This is a genomic window from Thiocystis minor, assembly GCF_016653465.1.
In the GTDB taxonomy this organism is placed as follows: domain Bacteria; phylum Pseudomonadota; class Gammaproteobacteria; order Chromatiales; family Chromatiaceae; genus Chromatium; species Chromatium minus.
In genome coordinates, this window is record NZ_NHSQ01000094.1 from 1 (window position 1) to 17,976 (window position 17,976).

The 17,976-nt window shown below is 63.6% G+C and carries 23 protein-coding genes; 10 read left to right on the top strand and 13 right to left on the bottom strand.

Translation table 11 applies throughout. The annotated features are described in order from the left end of the window. The 9 genes from CCR95_RS24950 to ubiD all read left to right on the top strand — a co-directional run. The coding region (locus CCR95_RS24950) for a hypothetical protein (protein ID WP_207188629.1) at positions 1–221 on the top strand (221 nt) is incomplete at its 5' end. 72 nt (positions 222–293) lie between these two features. Next, positions 294–428, top strand: coding sequence for a hypothetical protein (locus CCR95_RS25875; protein WP_276570263.1), 135 nt, complete (start codon positions 294–296; stop codon positions 426–428). Between the two features lie 219 nt (positions 429–647). Continuing rightward, positions 648–731, top strand: a complete 84-nt coding sequence (locus CCR95_RS25365; RefSeq protein WP_242523248.1) for a hypothetical protein — start codon at positions 648–650, stop codon at positions 729–731. A gap of 158 nt (positions 732–889) precedes the next feature. Then, positions 890–2,464 (top strand): P-loop NTPase family protein, encoded by a 1,575-nt coding sequence (locus CCR95_RS14000; RefSeq protein WP_201095516.1) that lies wholly within the window; start codon positions 890–892, stop codon positions 2,462–2,464. A 110-nt stretch (positions 2,465–2,574) separates the two neighbouring features. Beyond that, positions 2,575–3,144, top strand: a complete 570-nt coding sequence (locus CCR95_RS14005; protein ID WP_201095441.1) for a CNP1-like family protein — start codon at positions 2,575–2,577, stop codon at positions 3,142–3,144. A 98-nt stretch (positions 3,145–3,242) separates the two neighbouring features. After that, positions 3,243–5,276 carry an oligopeptidase A gene (prlC, locus tag CCR95_RS14010; RefSeq protein ID WP_201095443.1) on the top strand — a complete coding sequence of 678 codons (2,034 nt, stop codon included), beginning with the start codon at positions 3,243–3,245 and terminating at the stop codon, positions 5,274–5,276. Positions 5,277–5,435: 159 nt separating this feature from the next. Next, positions 5,436–5,639, top strand: coding sequence for a type II toxin-antitoxin system VapB family antitoxin (locus CCR95_RS14015; RefSeq protein ID WP_201095445.1), 204 nt, complete (start codon positions 5,436–5,438; stop codon positions 5,637–5,639). Position 5,640: 1 nt separating this feature from the next. Next, positions 5,641–5,958, top strand: a complete 318-nt coding sequence (locus CCR95_RS14020) for a PIN domain-containing protein (RefSeq protein WP_201095447.1) — start codon at positions 5,641–5,643, stop codon at positions 5,956–5,958. 2 nt (positions 5,959–5,960) lie between these two features. Further along, a complete protein-coding gene (gene ubiD, locus CCR95_RS14025; RefSeq protein ID WP_201095449.1) occupies positions 5,961–7,439 on the top strand; it encodes a 4-hydroxy-3-polyprenylbenzoate decarboxylase in 1,479 nt (492 codons plus the stop codon). A gap of 13 nt (positions 7,440–7,452) precedes the next feature. Here the strand turns inward: ubiD and CCR95_RS14030 are convergent, their stop codons facing one another. From CCR95_RS14030 to CCR95_RS14045, 4 genes are all read right to left on the bottom strand, one after another. After that, complete coding sequence (locus CCR95_RS14030) at positions 7,453–7,731, bottom strand: RNA recognition motif domain-containing protein (protein ID WP_201095451.1); 279 nt, start codon at positions 7,729–7,731, stop codon at positions 7,453–7,455. A gap of 388 nt (positions 7,732–8,119) precedes the next feature. Further along, on the bottom strand, positions 8,120–8,356 hold the full coding sequence (locus CCR95_RS14035) for a glycine zipper family protein (RefSeq protein ID WP_201095453.1): 237 nt from the start codon (positions 8,354–8,356) through the stop codon (positions 8,120–8,122). A gap of 70 nt (positions 8,357–8,426) precedes the next feature. Next, positions 8,427–8,825 carry a Rap1a/Tai family immunity protein gene (locus tag CCR95_RS14040; protein WP_201095455.1) on the bottom strand — a complete coding sequence of 133 codons (399 nt, stop codon included), beginning with the start codon at positions 8,823–8,825 and terminating at the stop codon, positions 8,427–8,429. A 54-nt stretch (positions 8,826–8,879) separates the two neighbouring features. Continuing rightward, entirely contained in the window at positions 8,880–9,749 is an 870-nt protein-coding gene (locus tag CCR95_RS14045) for an SDR family oxidoreductase (RefSeq protein ID WP_201095457.1), read from the bottom strand. A 165-nt stretch (positions 9,750–9,914) separates the two neighbouring features. Between CCR95_RS14045 and CCR95_RS14050 the strand changes: the two genes are divergently transcribed. Beyond that, positions 9,915–10,928 carry a CDP-6-deoxy-delta-3,4-glucoseen reductase gene (locus tag CCR95_RS14050; RefSeq protein WP_201095459.1) on the top strand — a complete coding sequence of 338 codons (1,014 nt, stop codon included), beginning with the start codon at positions 9,915–9,917 and terminating at the stop codon, positions 10,926–10,928. On the opposite strand, the gene CCR95_RS14055 is transcribed toward CCR95_RS14050, so the two are convergent. The 9 genes from CCR95_RS14055 to CCR95_RS14095 form a co-directional block, all read right to left on the bottom strand. Then, complete coding sequence (locus CCR95_RS14055; RefSeq protein WP_201095461.1) at positions 10,901–11,533, bottom strand: hypothetical protein; 633 nt, start codon at positions 11,531–11,533, stop codon at positions 10,901–10,903. The two genes, CCR95_RS14050 and CCR95_RS14055, sit on opposite strands and share 28 nt — an antisense overlap. Positions 11,534–11,555: 22 nt before the next feature. Continuing rightward, entirely contained in the window at positions 11,556–12,560 is a 1,005-nt protein-coding gene (locus CCR95_RS14060) for a hypothetical protein (RefSeq protein ID WP_201095463.1), read from the bottom strand. Beyond that, positions 12,544–13,182: a hypothetical protein gene (locus CCR95_RS14065; protein ID WP_201095465.1), complete on the bottom strand. Its 639-nt coding sequence runs from the start codon at positions 13,180–13,182 to the stop codon at positions 12,544–12,546. Before CCR95_RS14065 ends, CCR95_RS14060 begins: the two co-directional genes overlap by 17 nt. Beyond that, positions 13,172–13,630: a hypothetical protein gene (locus CCR95_RS14070; protein ID WP_242523247.1), complete on the bottom strand. Its 459-nt coding sequence runs from the start codon at positions 13,628–13,630 to the stop codon at positions 13,172–13,174. The genes CCR95_RS14065 and CCR95_RS14070 overlap by 11 nt, the downstream gene beginning before the upstream one ends. A 29-nt stretch (positions 13,631–13,659) precedes the next feature. Beyond that, on the bottom strand, positions 13,660–14,430 hold the full coding sequence (locus CCR95_RS14075) for a MotA/TolQ/ExbB proton channel family protein (RefSeq protein ID WP_201095473.1): 771 nt from the start codon (positions 14,428–14,430) through the stop codon (positions 13,660–13,662). After that, positions 14,420–14,803 (bottom strand): hypothetical protein, encoded by a 384-nt coding sequence (locus tag CCR95_RS14080; protein WP_201095475.1) that lies wholly within the window; start codon positions 14,801–14,803, stop codon positions 14,420–14,422. The genes CCR95_RS14075 and CCR95_RS14080 overlap by 11 nt, the downstream gene beginning before the upstream one ends. Further along, entirely contained in the window at positions 14,800–15,417 is a 618-nt protein-coding gene (locus CCR95_RS14085) for a hypothetical protein (protein WP_201095477.1), read from the bottom strand. The genes CCR95_RS14080 and CCR95_RS14085 overlap by 4 nt, the downstream gene beginning before the upstream one ends. A gap of 363 nt (positions 15,418–15,780) precedes the next feature. Next, positions 15,781–16,512: a hypothetical protein gene (locus CCR95_RS14090; protein WP_201095479.1), complete on the bottom strand. Its 732-nt coding sequence runs from the start codon at positions 16,510–16,512 to the stop codon at positions 15,781–15,783. Positions 16,513–16,567: 55 nt separating this feature from the next. Continuing rightward, entirely contained in the window at positions 16,568–17,836 is a 1,269-nt protein-coding gene (locus CCR95_RS14095; RefSeq protein WP_201095487.1) for a TerD family protein, read from the bottom strand. Positions 17,837–17,976 lie beyond the last annotated feature (140 nt).

The window sequence follows — 17,976 nt, forward strand, 5'->3', positions numbered from 1 at the left end:
CATTGACCGGCACAGGCGACAGGTCGAACAAAGGCGCCGCGTTTGCTGCTCGCGTAGCCGATCCAGGCGAATCCATATTCCCCCGAGTCGACCAATTCACGGAAGGCGTCGAGCAGCTTCCGCTCGTCGAGCGCACGGCCGATAAGACGGTTACAGTGCGCGATGACGTCGTGAAGCCGAATCTGGTGTTGCAGTCTGTCGGCTGCTTGTCGAGTCCCTGACCGGCCAATCGACCTGCGCTGGGAGACCTTCGACCGGCGGAAGGTGCTCCGTGTGACCGGGAGAACGGCTGTTTGCTGCTGAACCGGCTGCATCGGGACAGCATTCCGGCCGGGCTGTCGCCCTCCCGGGACGATGTGCCGCTGTTCAAAGCGCTGCCGTTCTGCCTGCTCGGGCCGGATTTTCAGACCGGGAAACCCTCGGAATGACATCGGCGCGAACTGGCGCGGATCAATCGGTTTCTGGTCGCGGTCTCCGCGCTCGGGCAGGGCTGAGCGAGACCGAGGAGCCGAAACCATCCGGAGATGCGCTGACGCCGGAACAGAGTGCGTGCGGCATGTCGCGCAGCCGGTCGCACGATACCAAGCCGGAATTCCTGATTCGCCCTCTTCGCCCGAGGCGGCCGCTACCGCCTCCATGACCGCAAACTGCCCGGTCGTCCCGACCTCGTCTTTCCCGGATGCCGGGCACTGATCATGGTCCATGGCTGTTTCTGGCACGGGCACGGCTGATGATCGATGCCTGCGAGCGATTCCTGAATCGTCATCGCCAGTCGTCGAGAACCGACCGGCCGCCCAGCGATCAGGTATGCTGTTTTCATCGCATGGTCATTCTCAACGATGCCAAATTCAAACCCAGGATCTGGTCACTGCCCGAGGGGGAGCCGGGGATGCGCTTTTTTAACACCGAAGGTCCGAATCGCGCGGACGACCATTACTCGCTGCCGCCCCTGTCGCGCTGGGATCTGGACGGCATTCTGACGCTGATCGCGCAAAAGAAGTATTTCCTGCTCCACGCCCCGCGTCAGACCGGCAAGACGACCTGTCTGCTGGCGCTGATGGAATACCTGAACCGGGAAGGCCGGTATCGCGCGGTCTATGCCAATCTGGAAGGCGCACAGGCGTATCGGGAGAACGTCGACGCGGCGATGGCGGTGATCGTGACCGATATCGCCGCCTCGGCGCGGGTCTGGCTCGGCGATACCGATGCCCCCGCGCTGGCGCGGGAGGTGCTGGCGACGACGCCGCACGGTTCGGCGGTCAGTCTGTTTCTCGCGCACTGGTGTCAACGGATACCGCAACCCATGGTGCTGTTGCTCGACGAGGTCGACGCCTTGGTCGGCGACACCCTGATTTCGCTGTTGCGTCAGTTGCGCGCGGGATATCCGCAACGCCCCGACGCCTTTCCGCAAACCCTGATCCTCTGCGGCGTGCGCGATCTGCGCGACTATCGCATCCACGCCAGTTCGGAACAGGCTCCGATCACCGGCGGCAGCGCCTTCAACATCAAGGCCAAGTCGCTGCGGCTGGGCGATTTCGACGCCGAGGAGGTCGCGACGCTGCTGTACGAGCACACCGCCGAGACCGGGCAGGCGTTTACCCCCGAGGCGCTCGCGCGCGTCTGGATGCTGACCCAGGGCCAGCCTTGGCTGGTCAATGCACTGGCCTACGAAGCCTGTTTCGAGCAGCCCGAGGGGCGCGACCGCGCGCGGCCCATCGGCGTGAACCTGATCGATCAGGCCAAGGAGACTCTGATCCTCAACCGCGTCACCCATCTCGATCAACTCGCCCACAAGCTGCGCGAGCCGCGGGTGCGCCGGATCATCGAGCCGATGCTGGGCGGGACCGCCCTGGGCGAGGCGTTCGAGGAAGATCGGGAGTATCTGGTCGATCTGGGGCTGCTGCGTCGCGACGGCGCGGGCGGGCTTGTGATCGCCAATCCGATTTATCGGGAAGTCTTGCCGCGCGCTCTGGCCAGCGGTCCGCAGGACTCGCTCCCCCAGATCAGCCCGACCTGGCTCAACCCCGACGGGAGCCTGAACCCCGACCGACTGCTCGCCGCCTTTCTCGCCTTCTGGCGCCAACATGGCGAGCCGCTGCTCGCCAGCGCGCCCTACCACGAAATCGCTCCGCATTTGGTGCTCATGGCCTTTCTGCATCGGGTGGTCAACGGCGGTGGGTGGCTGGAGCGCGAGTACGCCATCGGGCGCGGACGCATGGATCTTTGTCTGCGTTACGGCGCCGTCACCCTGGGACTGGAGCTGAAGGTGTGGCGCGACGGGCGCCCCGATCCGCTGACCGAGGGGCTGACCCAACTCGACACCTATCTGGCCGGACTGGGCCTGGATCGTGGCTGGCTGGTGATCTTCGACCGTCGTGCCGGACAGCCGCCGATCGAGGCGCGCACCAGCAGTCACGAGATGCTCAGTCCGGCGGGACGCTGCATTCAGGTGGTGCGGGCATGAGGGAGCGTCATCCGATGAAGCACTCGGCTGCCGTGAAGGATTTCTGGCATGAAATTTCGCGGCAATCACATTAGGATCGACCAACCGAATCTCTGTCTGCGATGCTCGCCATGAAACAACCCCCCGTTGCGCCGATCTGTTTGCTGCTGGTTTTGGCCGGCCCGAGTTGGGCGGCCGAAAACAACTTTGTCTTGGACCCTGAGCCGCCTGGACCTGCCTACGAGGAATCGGGCAAAGCCTGGCGGGAAGCGACGACACCATTACCGCCCTGGCCCCATGATGCGGACCTGATCGAATTCGAGCTGGATGGGCCGTCGGCCGGCTTCCGTTATTTCATCGACGGCAAGCACCTTGGCGTGGGCGCCGATCAGGTGGTGCGTTACACCCTGGTCGCCGAAAGTCGGAACGGAGGACGCAATCTCTCCTATGAAGGAATTCGCTGCACGCCGCATGGCCAGTACAAGATTTTCGCCTATGGCTCGGGAGGACAATTCAGCCCTCTGGACGGCGCCGACTGGCAACCCATCGACGAGGGAGCCGCCGAACGCTCTCGCCGCGAACTCTGGGGCTTTCATTTCTGTGTGCCGCGCGGGTTCAAGCCAAGACTCAAGAAGGACATGATCCGCTCGCTGACCGGTCACTCCGCATCGCGAGAACTCACCGGTTTTCAGGCCGACTGACCGCGCGCGCTCCACAGTTGAAGATTGACCAATGACCCCGCACTCTTTCGATTGGCGCCGAGCCCCGATTCAATCCACCGACCACCGATGATGAGCCCATGTCAAACCCACTGATCGACCAACCCGGCCTCCCGGCCTTTTCCCAAATTCGCCCCGAGCATGTCGAACCCGCCATCGATGCGCGGTTGGCGACCTGCCGGGATCGGATCGAGCATTTGACCCGCGAGGTCGCGGTGCCGACCTGGGAGAATTTCGTCGAGCCGCTGGATGAAACCGACGACCTCCTGAACCGGACCTGGTCGCCGGTCGGTCATCTCAACGGCGTGCTCAACAGCGACGAACTGCGCGCGGCCTACAACGCCTGCCTGCCCAAGCTCAGCGACTATGGCACCGAGGTCGGCCAGAACGAGGATCTGTTCAAAGCCTATCAGGCGGTCGCGGCCCAAGAGCATCTGAACCCGGCCCAACGCAAGCTACTGGAGAACGCCCTACGCGATTTTCATCTCTCCGGCGTCGACCTGCCCGCGGACAAAAAAGCGCGCTACAAGGCCATCAGTCAGGAGATGTCACAGCTCACCAGCACGTTTTCCGAGAACGTGCTCGATGCCACCAATGCCTGGAGCAAGCTGATCGAGGATCCGGCGCTGCTCTCCGGTCTGCCCGAATCGGCTTTGGGTCTCGCCCGCCAGAACGCCCAGCAGCAGAGCAAGGATGGCTGGCTGTTCACGCTCGACATGCCCTCCTACATCCCGGTCATGACCTACGCGGACGATCGCGATCTGCGCTTCGAGATGTACCGGGCCTTCAGCACCCGCGCCTCGGATCAGGGACCGCACGCCGGTCAGTGGGACAACAGCGAGAACCTGGAACGCATCCTGGCGCTGCGTCATGAGGTCGCTCAACTGCTCGGTTTCGCGAATTACGCCGAACGCTCGCTGGCGACCAAGATGGCGCGCTCGCCCGAGGACGTGCTCGCCTTCCTCAACGATCTGGCCGAACGCTCGGTGGATCAGGCGCGCCGCGAACTGGCCGAACTGGAGTCGTTCGCCCGCGCGGAGCATGGCGTCGCGGGACTGGAACCCTGGGATGTCGGGTATTACGCGGAGAAGCTACGCGTCCATCGCTACCAGATCAGTCAGGAAGAACTGCGTCCCTACTTCCCGGTCTCGCGGGTGTTGACCGGGTTATTCGGCGTCATCGAACGCCTGTTCGAGGTGAAGATCCAGGAGGTCGAGGGCTTCGAGACCTATCACCCCGACGTGCGTTTTTTCGAGATCCGCGACGGCGCATCCGGCGCGCTGCGCGGTCAGTTCTATCTCGATCCCTTTGCGCGTCAGAACAAACGCGGCGGCGCCTGGATGGATGTCTGCACCAACCGCCTGCACAGCACCTGCTGCGATCAGCTCCCGGTCGCCTATCTGGTCTGCAACTTCACCCCACCGGTCGGCGACCAGCCCTCGCTGCTGACCCATCAGGAAGTCACGACACTCTTCCACGAGTTCGGTCACGGGCTGCATCATCTGCTGACCAAGATCGATTATCCGGGCGTCGCCGGGATCAATGGGGTTCCCTGGGACGCGGTGGAACTGCCGAGTCAGTTTCTGGAAAACTGGTGCTGGGAGCGCGAGTCGCTCGCCCTGTTCGCGGCCCATTGGGAGACCGGCGAGCCGCTCCCGGCGGATCTCTACGGTCGCATGATCGCCGCGAAGAATTTCCAGTCGGCTATGCAGATGGTGCGTCAGTTGGAGTTCGCGCTGTTCGACTTCCGCGTTCATCTGGAATACGACCCCGCCCAAGGCGGACGGATTGCCGAGATCATCGAGCAGGTGCGCGACCAGGTCGCCGTCATTCGACCGCCTGCCTTCAATCGCTTCGCCCACGGTTTTTCGCACATCTTCGCGGGCGGTTACGCGGCCGGCTATTACAGTTATAAATGGGCCGAGGTGCTGTCGGCGGACGCCTTCTCGCTGTTCGAGGAAAAGGGCGTGTTCGATCCCGAGACCGGGCGTTCCTTCCGCGAAAACATTCTGGAAAAGGGCGGTTCGGAAGATGCCATGGTGCTCTATGTCAACTTTCGCGGACGAGAGCCGAATACCGATGCGCTGCTGCGGCATTCGGGGATTGCGGCCTGAGCGGCGGCGTTCGACCATGCGGCCCGATAGTCTGTGCTTCAAATGGTCAGGATCTTTCAGGATTCAAAATCGCCAAATTCGAGCACAGGTGCGGCGTGCCTGAGCGATGCCGACACGCTAAACTTGCGGCTTTCCATGACTCAAGCGAAAGAACATACGATGCACACCCATATCGTGCTGGATGACGCCCTGGTCGAAGAGGCCATGCGGTACGTCGAGGTCACAAGCAAGCGCGGGTTGCTGGATCTTGCGTTACGCGAGTTCATTGCCGCACGCCGCCGCTCGGATCTCTCCAGTCTTTTCGGCACCGTGGAGATCGACCCCGATTACGACTACAAAGCGCTGCGCCGCGAGCACCACTGAGGTGTATCTGATCGATACCTCGGTATGGATCGACAGCCTGCGGCAGGTCGATAATGCGCCGGCCCGCTTTTTCAAATCCATGCTTGGCGCCTTGCCCTTTTATCACCCACGCGACCCGGTCATCACCCACGCCGCGGCAGCGGCACTCTATCGGCGCTGCCGGGAGCGCGGAATCACGGTGCGCTCGACCCTGGATTGTTTGATTGCCCAGATCGCCATCGAACACGATCTGCTGCTGGTCAACCATGATCGGGATTTCGACCAACTCGTACAGGCGTGCCCGGAGTTGAAGTGCGCGCCAATGGGCATCGCACATTAAAAATGAAGTATAAAGACCTGCGCGACTTTATCGACCAACTCGAACAACGCGGCGAACTCCAACGCGTCCGCATCGAGGTCGATCCCTACCTGGAAATCACCGAAATCTGTGACCGCACTCTCCGCGCGGGCGGCCCGGCGCTGCTGTTCGAACGACCGAAAGGATCAAAAATCCCGCTGCTGGGTAATCTCTTCGGCACGCCCAAACGGGTTGCGCTCGGCATGGGCGAGGAATCGGTGGAGGCATTGCGCGAGGTCGGCAAACTGCTGGCCTTTCTGAAGGAGCCAGACCCGCCCAAGGGCATGAAAGAAGCCTGGCGGACCCTGCCGATCTTCAAGAAGGTGCTGGATATGGCCCCCAAGGTGCGGCGCAACGCGCCTTGTCAGGAGGTCAATTTCACCGGAAATGCGGTCGATCTGGACCGCCTGCCCATCCAGCACTGCTGGCCGGGTGACGTCGGGCGGCTGATCACCTGGGGCCTGGTCGTCACCCGTGGCCCGGAAAAGCCGCGACAGAATCTCGGGATCTACCGGATGCAGGTGATCGGTCGCAACCGGGTCATCATGCGCTGGCTCTCGCATCGCGGCGGCGCGCTCGACTTCCGAGACTGGCAGCGCGCCCATCCCGGCCAGCCCTTCCCTGTGGCGGTCGCCTTGGGCGCCGATCCGGCGACCATCCTCGGGGCGGTCACGCCCATCCCGGATACGCTGTCGGAATACGCCTTCGCCGGTCTGCTGCGCGGCAGCCGCACCGAGCTGGCCAATGGTCAGGAATCGGATCTCCAGGTTCCGGCCAGCGCCGAAATCGTCCTGGAGGGCCATATTCATCCCGATGATCGGGCGCCCGAGGGTCCGTTTGGCGACCATACCGGCTATTACAACGAGGTCGATCAATTCCCGGTTTTCACCATCGAGCGCATCACCCAGCGCCAGAACCCCATCTATCACAGCACCTATACCGGGCGCCCACCGGACGAACCGGCGATTCTCGGCGTCGCCCTGAACGAGGTCTTCGTCCCCATCCTGCAAAAGCAGTTTCCCGAGATACAGGATTTCTATCTGCCGCCGGAAGGCTGCTCCTACCGGCTCGCCGTGGTCAGCATCCGTAAGCAATATCCGGGGCACGCCAAGCGGGTGATGATGGGCGTCTGGTCCTTTCTGCGTCAGTTCATGTACACCAAATTTGTCATCGTGGTGGACGAGGATATCTGCGCGCGCGACTGGAAGGACGTGATCTGGGCCATGACCACGCGCATGGACCCGGCGCGCGACACGGTGACGGTGGAGAACACCCCGATCGACTATCTGGATTTCGCCTCGCCGGTGTCGGGGCTGGGCTCGAAGATCGGTTTTGACGCCACCAACAAGTGGCCGGGCGAGACGACCCGCGAATGGGGTCAGCCAATTCGCATGGACGATGCCGTGCGGGAGCGGGTCGATCGGATCTGGGATGCGCTAGGCATCCCGCTGAATAACGGATAAAACCAACCGAACCTCAATAGCGCCCGCCTCCGCCGCCGCGCGGACGTTCGGCCCGCGGACGCGCTTCGTTGACAGTCAGCTTGCGGCCTTTCATGTCGGTTTCATTCAGCGCCTTGATCGCGGCATTGGCCTCGGCATTGTTGGGCATCTCCACGAAACCGAAGCCCTTGGATTGACCGGAAAATTTATCCTTGATCACCTCTGCGGCCGCCAGCTCGCCATACTCTCCGAAAATGTCCCGCAAGTCATCGTCGGCCACGCTATAGGGTAAATTGCCTACGTAGATCCTCATCGCTGTTTCTCGTGCTCGCGTGCGTTGATCGGACGAATACTGCCGGGGGGCCAACACACAAGCCAACTCGACAGCGAACGACTAAACCCCGAGACGGGCTCGCGGCTGGATAAATCACGTTCGCGCTCTGACCACCGCCAAACACAGGATAAAGACGAAACCCGTGACAATGGAACTGGTGACAGACTTCGACAATGCAGAAACGATGGCAATCGCCGCGATTGGGACTGATGGAAAGCTAGTGGATCAAATGCAGTGCGTCAACGGACTTGGAGAAAAAAACCTTGGTCACGCGGCGAAGCTCGGTGTGCTGAATTCCAATCGGCGATTGAGAACGGATGGCGAGGGCGGGCAACTCCTGGAGGACCAGGAGTTGCGAGCGGACAACTCAGTCGAAGCTGCCGCGCTGGTGCTCATCGAAAAGCATTCCACCCAAGGCGCCCACGCCGGCGCCGATGAGCGCGCCGGAGCCGGCGTTGCCGCTGAATGAACCGATAATGGCGCCCGAGGCGGCGCCAATGCCCGTGCCGCTCGCGGTGCGCGAACGCGAGGTGCTGCCGCAGCCGACAATCGTCAGGGCGAAGGCCGCGACGAGCAGGGGAATGGCGATGGTCTTGCTGGTCATGACTTGTTTCTCTCTACCTTAAAGTGACTCGATTTCGGGTGAAGCGGTTCCAGGGTCGCGACGATGGCGCTTATTTGCAGGGATGCTTCTCGGCCAAGGCCCGGACCAGTCCCACCACTGGCATCTCCTGCATGCGCTGGGCGTTGGCGGCATTCGCGCGCGCCCAGTCGACGAAGATCGTGCGCGCGCCCTCGATAGTCGCGCCCTTGGGATAACAAATCAGCCGTTTCATGGATTTGCGACCCGCGATCGCATCGTGATACTGCACCGTCGCCTCGAGAAAGGCGCGGCAGGCATAGACGGCTGGCAGGGAAGACTCATCCTTCGGGTCCACCGAACAAACCTGATAGAGGTCTTCGGTGGTCTCGTAATTGAAGTTGGATTCCTGCAAGGCGCTTGCGGGAAGCGCATAGACGGAAGCGGCTAAAAACGCGGTCAGTGACATCGCGGGGAGACGGAGAACGCTCATGGTGATTGGTTCCTTTTGTGTTTAAACCGTCAAGGGTTTTGCAAACAGAACATCTTAAAATACCCCTCGCAGACCGTCTGCGAGGGTGGGATAACGAAACTCGACGCCCAGTTCCTCGCGCAGTTTGCGATTGGAGAGACGTCGCGATTCGGCCAGGTACGACAGCATCCCGGCCGAGAGCCGTTCGGATGCCTCGGCCAAGGAAAGACACGGCGGACGCGCCACGCCCGCGGCATCGGCCACCGCGAGAAAATAGTCGGTCATGGTGCTCGGTGCGCCGTCACAGGCATTATAGACAGCGCCATCGGCGCCCTTTTCCATCGCCGCGAGACACACGCTCACCAGATCCTCGACATGAATCCGGTTGGTATAGGGCGCTTCCTCGACCCGGACCAGTGGCACGCCCTGGCGGATGCGCTCCAGCGGCAGCCGGTCCGGTCCATAGATACCGGCCACCCGCAGGATGACCAATTCGCCGTCGGTGGTCTGGCTCCAGGCGCGCAATGACTGCTCGGCATCCCAGCGTCGGCGCGAGCGATCCGCCGTCGGTTGGGCGGGACGCGTCTCATCGACCCAGCCGCCCTGACAGTCGCCGTAAACGCCGGTGGTGCTGATATAAACGATGCGCCGCGGCTGGCCGGCCTGCTCGAACGACGCGATCAAACGACGGGTTCGCGGATCCTCCACGCCCTGCTCCGGTGGCGGGGCCAGATGGAAGAGTTCAGCGCCCGCCATGGCAAGCCCGAGTTCGTTCAAGTCATCCTTGATCAGATCATAACGCCGAGCGGGAACGCCCGCCGCGGCAAGTCTTGCCAGACCCGCCTCGCCGCGCGTCAATCCAATGACGCTTGCGCCCCGGTCCAGGCATTGTCGAGCCAGACGCGTACCCACATATCCACAACCGACGATGATTGTTTGTGCCATAGAGTCAATCCGCCATCAAAATCCATCGGGCAAACCAGTGGAGAAGCGTCCCGACCGAACCACGTTTTACGCCACCAACGCACGCCCTGCGCAACCGGCTTGCCGAACAACCACCGATTCGATTGGGTATATCGGGGGTCTTCCACCAGGATTGCAAGAGACGCAATGAGATTCAAAATTCAGATCGAATCAGACGACCGGACCTTCGAGGCCGATCCGGGCGAAACGCTGCTGTCCGCCGCGCTGCGCCAGGGGGTCGGCCTGCCCTATGGTTGTCGCAACGGGCAATGCGGATCCTGCGCGGCCCAGCTTCTGGCCGGCTCGATCCGCTATCCCAGCGGCCAGATCGAGGGGCTGGAAGGCAAGCCGGCGGGTACCTGTCTCACCTGCCAGGCAGTGGCCGAGTCGGATTTGCGCCTGGCGGTCACGCGGATCCGGACCGCCGCCATGATCGAGGTCCGCACCCTGCCCTGCCGCGTGGACCGTCTGGAACGTCTCAGCCACGATGTCACGCGGCTGTTTCTGAAACTCCCCGAGCAGCAGCGGTTGCCCTTCATGGCCGGCCAGTATCTGGAGTTCGTCCTGAGCGACGGGCGCCGACGCGCCTTTTCCATCGCCAACGCGCCGCACGACGATGAATTCATCGAACTCCATGTGCGCCAGGTGCCAGGCGGCGAGTTCACCGATTTCGTCTTCGATGGCCTGCGTGAGAAGGCCATCCTGCGCATTCAGGGACCGCTCGGGAGCTTCGTGCTGCGCGAGGAGTCGGCGCGGCCCATGCTCCTGATCGGCGGCGGCACCGGTTTCGCGCCACTGAAGGGGATGATCGAGCATGCGCTCCATGTCGGCATCCAGCGTCCGCTCCGGCTCTACTGGGGCGTGCGCTCGCGGCGCGATCTCTATCTGGCCGAACTGCCCGTGATCTGGACTCGGCAGCATCCAGACTTCCGCTTTACCCCGGTGCTGTCCGAACCGGACCCGGATTGGACAGGGCGCACCGGCTTCGTGCATGAGGCGGTGTTCGCCGATCATCCCGATCTGGATCGCTTCGATGTCTACCTGAGCGGCCCGCCGGTCATGGTCGAGGCCGGACGCGCCGCCTTCGCGGCGCGCGGACTCGGCATGGACCAGATGTTCTCCGACGCCTTTACCTATGCGGCGGACGGCAAGCGCCCATAACGCCAGACCAGCGTGGTAATCGCCAAGGCGCCGCCCAGCGCCCAGACGCCCTGTCCGGCGTCGAACGCGATCCCGATGGGCAATGGCTCCGCCGCCTGCGTCATCGTCAGCAGACCCGCATACCAGGCCGGATAATCCCAGGGGAAAGGCTCGGGCCTGGCCAGCAGGCAGAGCACACAACCGGCCAGAGAGAGGATGACGACATTGGCGAACACGAGCGCCGTCGCGCCGGGGCCGGACCAGGATTCGGCGTCGAAGAGCGCCAGTGCCAAATGACTGATGTCCAGCGCCGTGCCCAGCGCGGCGGCGGCCGCCAAGCCGGATAAGAGCGTCGCGCCGAGCATGCCAGCGTCGAGACGCCGTTGCAGAACCGGCAATAGCACCAGCATCCAGACGCTCAGGAAGGCGGTTTCGGGGCCAGCCAGCGGCCAATCGCGTCCAGTCAAAACACTCCGCGCCACATCCCGCCAGAAGGGCGACAGCCCCAGCGCCATCGCGACCGCGGCCAGCACCAGCCAAGCGCCCCAGCGACGGGTCAGGTCCGGGCTCCAGGCCGCCAAACCGAAGAGCGCCGACCACAGCAGAAGCACGATAAGGGTTGTCATGGTTCAACTGCACTTTTCAGGATCATCCGCGTTCGCCCAACCATTCCCGCGCCTTCTCCAGGATCAGCGCCTCGCACGCGGCGGGCAACTGGCCGCGCTGACCCTCGGCGCTCGTCAGCGCCGCGCGCGCACGTTCCGGATCGCCGGACCAGCGATACCCCAACCCGGCGAGCAGGGCAAAGGCGACATTCGCCGGCGCACCCTGGACCGCGAAGCGATCGGCGATGTCGCGGAACTGGGTCCGGTCCTGCGCTAGGGCGGGCAGCGCGCCGAGATCCAGGATCAACTGGCGGGTACGGTCCAGACAGTCGGCGACGCCCTGACGGGGTCGGGCAAGCTGGCGTCCCAGCACCCGCATGCGCATCTGACGCGCATCCCAGAAACCGGGATCGGCAGCGATGGCCCGCGTCAGCGCCGATTCGGCCCGGTCCAGCGAACCGGACTCCCAGGCGATCGCACCCAGCACGAAATGCGCGTCGGACCGGATCCGCTCGGGCACGTCCGCGACCGCCAACGCCGCCCGAGCCGCCTCGCGCGCCAGCTCCAAGTCGCGCAGCCGCAGTTGCACGCGTGCCATCTCCAGCCATGCGCGGAAGCGCGTCCGGGCATCGGCGGCGGTCGTCAGGGGTTGCAGCAGGGCGAGCTTGTGCCGCGGATCGCCGCTCAAGGCGGCCATCTGGAACGCCCGACGCGCCGATTCGTCCACCCGGCCCCACAGATTGCGATAGCGCATAAACGCGGTATCCCCCGCCGCACGCAGCGAGCTGTCTGGCGCGTCGGGTTGCAGGGCGGCCTCGCCCCGCGCGTCCAGATCCGACCAGAGCGCCTGCCATTGAGCGAGCGCCGCGGCTTCCTGACCATCGCCCGCGCCGCCGGTCTGCGGCTCCGACAGGCGAACGGTCAGCCCCCAGAGACCGACCGGCAGGAGCGCCGCCAACAGCATCGCCGTCACCGCGAACAGCCGCCGCCGGGGGTCGCGCGGCGCCGGGATGGGCGCAGCGGAGAAGGGCTTACCAATAGATGGCATGATCGGTGAACTGTGCCGGATGCCGACCCAGCAGCAGCGGCTCGTCGGGCCGTTGGGCGAACCAGCGAAAGCGCAGACCCGCCGCCTGCAACCGCTCGTAGAGCGGAACGAAGGTCTCCATGCCGGCGGGATGGACGATGAAGACCGGCGCCGTGCGCGTCGTGGCAAAGGCCGCGCTCAGGTCGGCGAGCAGACGCTCCGTCGCGATCTCCGACCAGGGTGGCTCCTGAGTCAGGACCGCCTGGGCGTCGAGCCAGAAACGGATCTGGAAGGTATCGAGGTCGCGGGTCACCAACGGCTCGGGCAGCCACTCGTAGCGACCCTGCGCGGTGGTTCCGGAATTGGCATCCGGCGCCGCCGACAGTGCCGCGACCACGGCCTCCTGATCCCAGCGCGCCACCCGCCCGGCCAGCACAAAGTAAAAGCGGGAAAAGGGCGGAAAGAGATCGCGCTGGGGCTCCACGAAACGCTCGGCGGAGGTCGGGCGCGCGGCGGGATGGCTGGACGTTTGGGTGTCGCGCCGCGCCGCGACCAGCGAAAAGAGCGTCACGATCAGGATGATCGCCAGGAGATTGGTGGCGATGTCCAGAAAGGCACCCTGGGCCGGGCTTTCACTGTCCATGCGCGGTGCCCTCCTCCCGCCAGTCGGCCAGCAGCCGGGCGAGCGCGTCGGGCGAGGACGACAGCGGTCGAAACGCCAGTCGGAACACCCCGCGCGGCTCGCCCCGATCCTGGAGCAGGCTGGTGAAACGGGCGAATTCGTCCTCGAACTTGCGACGGGTCGCGAAACAGGCGTCGGTCAGCGCAAAGACCAGATTGCGCACGCCCGCGCGCGATTCGGCCAGCGTCTCGAACAGGGCCGGAAACTGCGCTTCGCGATACTGGACCGGCGCGGCGGTCGAGCCGGCGTAGAGCGTCACGTCACCCTCGGCGACGCAGATCACCAGATCGTCGATCGCCAGCGCGCGTCCGGCATCCGGCTCGACGGCCTGCTGCAGGGCGAAGATGACGATCAGAATCCCGATGAAGGCAAACACCAGATCGAGAAACGGCAGCAGATTCAGTTCCATGATCGGCGTGTCGAGTGGACGGCGGCGCATCAGTCAGCGGGGTCGCAAAACAACCGGTCGAGCAGGATCCGGTAATAGACCATATCCAGCTTCTGCGCCCGTGCGCGCAGGATCAGGAGCGACAGCATGGTCGGAATCACCAGCACCAGACCGATGAAGGTGGTGTCGAAGGCGAACGCGAGTCCGCCCAGCACGCCGCCGAGACCGCTGCCGCCCGTGCTCGGATCGACCGAATCTTCCAACCCGCCGATGGCCTGGGTGATGCCGATCACGGTGCCGATGAAGCCCAGCAGCGGGAGCACCCAGATCGCAAAGCCGATGGGCGCGAAGTTGTGCTGATGCTGTTGGCTGCGTAACAGCAGGAGATCGTCGCGCAGATGCAGCAGATCCTCCCGCCGCCGCGTCTTGCCGGACCCGTCTTGCAGCGCGGCGGGGAGATCGTCGTCCTGGGGGCCGCGCCCGGAGAGATAGAGGATCCAATCCCGGAGACGCGAGTTCCGCCGCGCGGCCCGCGGATCAAAGCGCTGGCGCAGACGATGACGCTCGCCTTGCAGTCCCAGATACTGAAGCGCGGCATAGAGCAGGGCGATGACGAAGATCGCGATCATGAACTGACAGTAGCCCGGACCGAGATAGCGGCTCAGACCCAGCGGCAGGCTGGCCGGATCCTGAAAGCGCAGGAAGGTCAGTGACAGCGCCAACGTGAGGAGGGCGGCCACCGTCAGCGGCAGCACGATCTGGCGCTCCGAGAACAGACCGTCGAGACGGTCGGGATTCGGCGACAGTGGGTTATCGCTCACCGGCGGGGGTGTCCGGTTGAGGGTCCAGGCGATCAAGCTGACGCTGGAGGTCGGCGCGCGTCGCCTTCAGTTCGCCGAGACGGAGGCTGGTTTCGCTGTAGAGCCGTTCGTAACGGCGACGCTCGTCCAGGGTCGGTGCCGCATCGGCCTGATCGAGCGCGCGCTGGGCCACGCCGGCAAGATTGGTTTCCAGTTGATCCAGCGTGGTCAGGAGTTGCCGCACCGCCTGTAAAGAATCCGCGACAACGGCCTGTTCGGTCGTCGGCGCGCCCATTGGAGCGTGGGACGCCAGCGGCTCAACCGCGCCAACGGTGGACACGAAGGACGCCGCCAGCAGCAACGCCAGGCGCGCATGCCCGGCGGCGTGGCTCATTGCGAAATCGGCGTCTGCTGCGCCTCGTTCGCCGTCTTGACGATAGCCTGCATGTTGGTATTGAGGTTGGTCAGATTGGCGCCGACCTTTTTCAGACCCTCGATCGCCTTATCGGCCTGACCCAGTTCGTAATAGGCGAGCACGATGTCGCGGTCGGACTCGATGGAGCGCATCAAGGCGACCGAATTGGCCCGTTCCGTACTGATCTGGTTGCGCAACTCGCGGCCGGTATCGAGCTTCGCCTGCCAGGATTGAGCGACCGGCAGAAACGCCGGATTCGCCTCGGACTTCTTCAGCGTCTCCTGGCGGCGCTGCTCCCAGAGCGCCAGCAAGGCGTCGAGTTCCTGCCAGATCTCGCTTTCCTCCGCCATGCTCTCATGCACCTTCGTCACCGCAGCCAGCATCTCGTCGAGCACCTCGCCGCCCTTTTCGATCGAGTCGCGGCTGGCCTGGATATTGGCCTCCAGATCGCCCAGGTTCGCCTGAAGCTGTTGGGCGACCTCGTTGACCTTCTGAAACAGGTTCGCCATGTCAGGCGGCGTGGCCGATTGGGCGAAGGCGACTCCCGCCGTCAGCGAGAAGAATCCAGCAAGCAGAAGCGTGGTTTTTTTCATGGCATCCTCTTTTGAGTCAGGAACGGTTCACAAATCAGCGAAACAAGTCCATTAGCGACGACCTTTGGCACCATTGCTGTCGTTGTCGTTGTCGTTGTCGTTGTCGAAAGTGATCCTGGCGATCAGGATTTTTCCGCACCTCAGGGTGTCGCTGTCTGAGCTTTGTCAGCATCGAAACGATCCGAAATCAATTAAATGCCGACAACGACAACGATTGTATTCGTTGTTTAAGTCATTTTGACTCGTTGCCAATCAAGCATTTGATTTTTAATCATTTAAAGCGCGTCAACTCCAACGCCTGGAAATGCTGGAGAGCCCACCCCAATGCACCAACCACCCATAACCCACCAGACGCGGTTTAATTTAGTTGGAAATCGGCACCGAGTTTTGCAGGCTTTTCTCGGTCTTCTCCTCAACAATGGTCATGGCGGTCGTGATGTCGTTCAGCCCCTCGACCACGGAGCGCGCGGCGTCGATGGCCTCCAGTACCTTACCGATCTTCATCTCCTGCAAGATGACGCGATGCTGCCGCATGATGGTCGAGAGCTTTTCCTGGGCGAGGGTCCGGCTCTGATTGAGTCGCTCGTCGACGATGTCGTATTCCTGGATCGCCCGTTCGAGCTGGGCGATGCTCTGCTCGCGGTTGGGATAATCCGGTGGCTGACGCTCGTACCAGCTTTTCAGCACGATGGTCCCCTCCTTGGCCCGATTGAGCGCATCGGCGAAATCGCTGTTGAGATCCAGTTTGTTCAGGACGCCATAGACCTCGTCGCGCAGGTTGAAAAAGAGGTTGTCGACCTGGACCTCTTTCTCGTCCTCGGAGGTCAGCCGGGCGACTTCATCGAGTTTTTCCATCGCCGTCTGGATACGCGCGCCGAGCTGGGCGTTCGAGGTGCGAATGTTCGACATCTCGCTTTCCAGGATGACGGTCGGATTGGTCCGGTTGGGGTTGCGGGAACTGTAATTGCTGTCCTGCGCCCAGCCGGCGGGCGCGGTCAGCATCGCGCCGAGGATCAGGACCGCCGCGCCGACGCCGGCGCGCCAGTCGGCGATCACGGGAAAATGGCAATCCATCTGGCGTTCGGTCTCGGGCATCGGACAGTCTCGACAAAGATGATGGGCGCGCGGGCGACGGAGCGGGCTCGAATCCTTAAGGGCAGGCATCGAGGTTTTCCTTGAAACCGTCGATCAGACGGCCGGTTTTGTTGCTCAGATAGGCCAGATCGCGCGAGATATTGGTCAGATCCGATTCCAGATTGCGCGCGCGGTCGGCCTCGTGCACCAGTCGCTGAATGACGATCGGCCGAGTTTCCTCGTTCAGCGCGGACTCGATCTTTTTGATCATCAGCCCCGCGCAACTGTTCAACTGAGTCGCCTCGCCGATCCATTGAGACACGGGCAGCTTTTCCAACTGGTCGATTTCCTGTCGGCTATCGTCCAGGAACGACGCCGGACATTGGGCGTCGGCCTTGCCGAGCGCGAGCCGCAGACTGGCCAGGCGCTGGTTGCCGCGATCGACCCGTTGCAGGATCTTGACATAACTTTCACCGAGCGCGTGATAACGCTCGAAGACCTCCGCGTCGGTCCAGGCGCAGGTAACGGGCTGATAGACCGCCGGCAGGCGCGCCACGAAGTCCCGCGAATCCTTGAAGAGTTGGCCGGGATCGTCCAGCAGCTCGGGGTAAAACACCCACAGGGCGCCCGCGCCGCCGCCGAGCAGGATGACCAGCGCCGCCAGGGTCTTGAAGGGAAAGCCGCGCGAACGCCGGGCGCGGCTGGAATCGGCGGGCGGCGCGGGAGACGGCGAAGCGGGCTCGACGGAACCGCGTTCGGGCGCCGGTTCTGGTGTTGGCGCTGGGATAGCCGGCGGCGGTCGCGACTCGGGCGGCGTCGGCGATGCGTCGGGCGCTTCATGACTGACCTCAACGCCGAAATGTTCGGCCAGCGGCTGAAGTCCGCCGCGAAACCCCTGACCGATGGCGCGGAATTTCCAGCCGGTGGCGTGACGGTAGATTTCGGCAAAGATGAGCGCCTGTTCGTCGGCCGCCTCGGTGAGCGTGAAGCCGACCGCCTCGCCGGTTTGCGGCGTCGCCGTAAGGGTCGCGCCGATCAGCTCGCGAAACGACCCGGATTCCAGCGTGGCGGCGAACACGCATTTTTCGATGCTGGCCGGAAGCCGATCCAAGTGCAGGAGGCAGTCGGTCTGGCCGACCGCGAACGCGGAGAGCTGAATGACGCCATCGGGTGCCTGGGGCTGGTTGTAAAAGAGGAACCAGGCATCGTCGGGGACGCGACCATCGCCCGTGACCGCCAGACAAACGGCGTCCAAAACGCCACGGCCCGCCGGCCAACGGAGTTCGACGCGCACGGCTCCCGCGTTCGTCAACGGTGCGTTCGCGCCCTTGGGCAGGATTTTCATGTCCGCAATCCTGACGGCAAGACATCCATGGCGTTTCCTCGCTAGAGTCGGCCTGCAGTGGCGCGCCAAACGTTAGCCCAAGCAGCCGGACAGCGCAACCGGACGACCGGCAGCGGGGCTTCGTTTTGCGTGCCAGTCCC

Excerpts from the sequence above, each read along its gene's own strand:
- CCR95_RS14045 (WP_201095457.1), bottom strand. The coding sequence starts at position 9,749 with ATGGCACAAACAATCATCGTCGGTTGTGGATATGTGGGTACGCGTCTG.
- CCR95_RS14085 (WP_201095477.1), bottom strand. The coding sequence starts at position 15,417 with ATGAAAAAAACCACGCTTCTGCTTGCTGGATTCTTCTCGCTGACGGCG.
- CCR95_RS14035 (WP_201095453.1), bottom strand. The coding sequence starts at position 8,356 with ATGACCAGCAAGACCATCGCCATTCCCCTGCTCGTCGCGGCCTTCGCC.
- CCR95_RS14040 (WP_201095455.1), bottom strand. The coding sequence starts at position 8,825 with ATGAGCGTTCTCCGTCTCCCCGCGATGTCACTGACCGCGTTTTTAGCC.
- CCR95_RS14015 (WP_201095445.1), top strand. The coding sequence starts at position 5,436 with ATGCACACCCATATCGTGCTGGATGACGCCCTGGTCGAAGAGGCCATG.
- CCR95_RS14070 (WP_242523247.1), bottom strand. The coding sequence starts at position 13,630 with ATGGAACTGAATCTGCTGCCGTTTCTCGATCTGGTGTTTGCCTTCATC.
- CCR95_RS14080 (WP_201095475.1), bottom strand. The coding sequence starts at position 14,803 with ATGAGCCACGCCGCCGGGCATGCGCGCCTGGCGTTGCTGCTGGCGGCG.
- CCR95_RS14055 (WP_201095461.1), bottom strand. The coding sequence starts at position 11,533 with ATGACAACCCTTATCGTGCTTCTGCTGTGGTCGGCGCTCTTCGGTTTG.
- CCR95_RS14050 (WP_201095459.1), top strand. The coding sequence starts at position 9,915 with ATGAGATTCAAAATTCAGATCGAATCAGACGACCGGACCTTCGAGGCC.
- CCR95_RS14005 (WP_201095441.1), top strand. The coding sequence starts at position 2,575 with ATGAAACAACCCCCCGTTGCGCCGATCTGTTTGCTGCTGGTTTTGGCC.
- CCR95_RS14000 (WP_201095516.1), top strand. The coding sequence starts at position 890 with ATGCGCTTTTTTAACACCGAAGGTCCGAATCGCGCGGACGACCATTAC.
- prlC (WP_201095443.1), top strand. The coding sequence starts at position 3,243 with ATGTCAAACCCACTGATCGACCAACCCGGCCTCCCGGCCTTTTCCCAA.
- CCR95_RS14095 (WP_201095487.1), bottom strand. The coding sequence starts at position 17,836 with ATGAAAATCCTGCCCAAGGGCGCGAACGCACCGTTGACGAACGCGGGA.
- CCR95_RS14030 (WP_201095451.1), bottom strand. The coding sequence starts at position 7,731 with ATGAGGATCTACGTAGGCAATTTACCCTATAGCGTGGCCGACGATGAC.
- CCR95_RS14090 (WP_201095479.1), bottom strand. The coding sequence starts at position 16,512 with ATGCCCGAGACCGAACGCCAGATGGATTGCCATTTTCCCGTGATCGCC.
- CCR95_RS14065 (WP_201095465.1), bottom strand. The coding sequence starts at position 13,182 with ATGGACAGTGAAAGCCCGGCCCAGGGTGCCTTTCTGGACATCGCCACC.
- CCR95_RS14060 (WP_201095463.1), bottom strand. The coding sequence starts at position 12,560 with ATGCCATCTATTGGTAAGCCCTTCTCCGCTGCGCCCATCCCGGCGCCG.
- ubiD (WP_201095449.1), top strand. The coding sequence starts at position 5,961 with ATGAAGTATAAAGACCTGCGCGACTTTATCGACCAACTCGAACAACGC.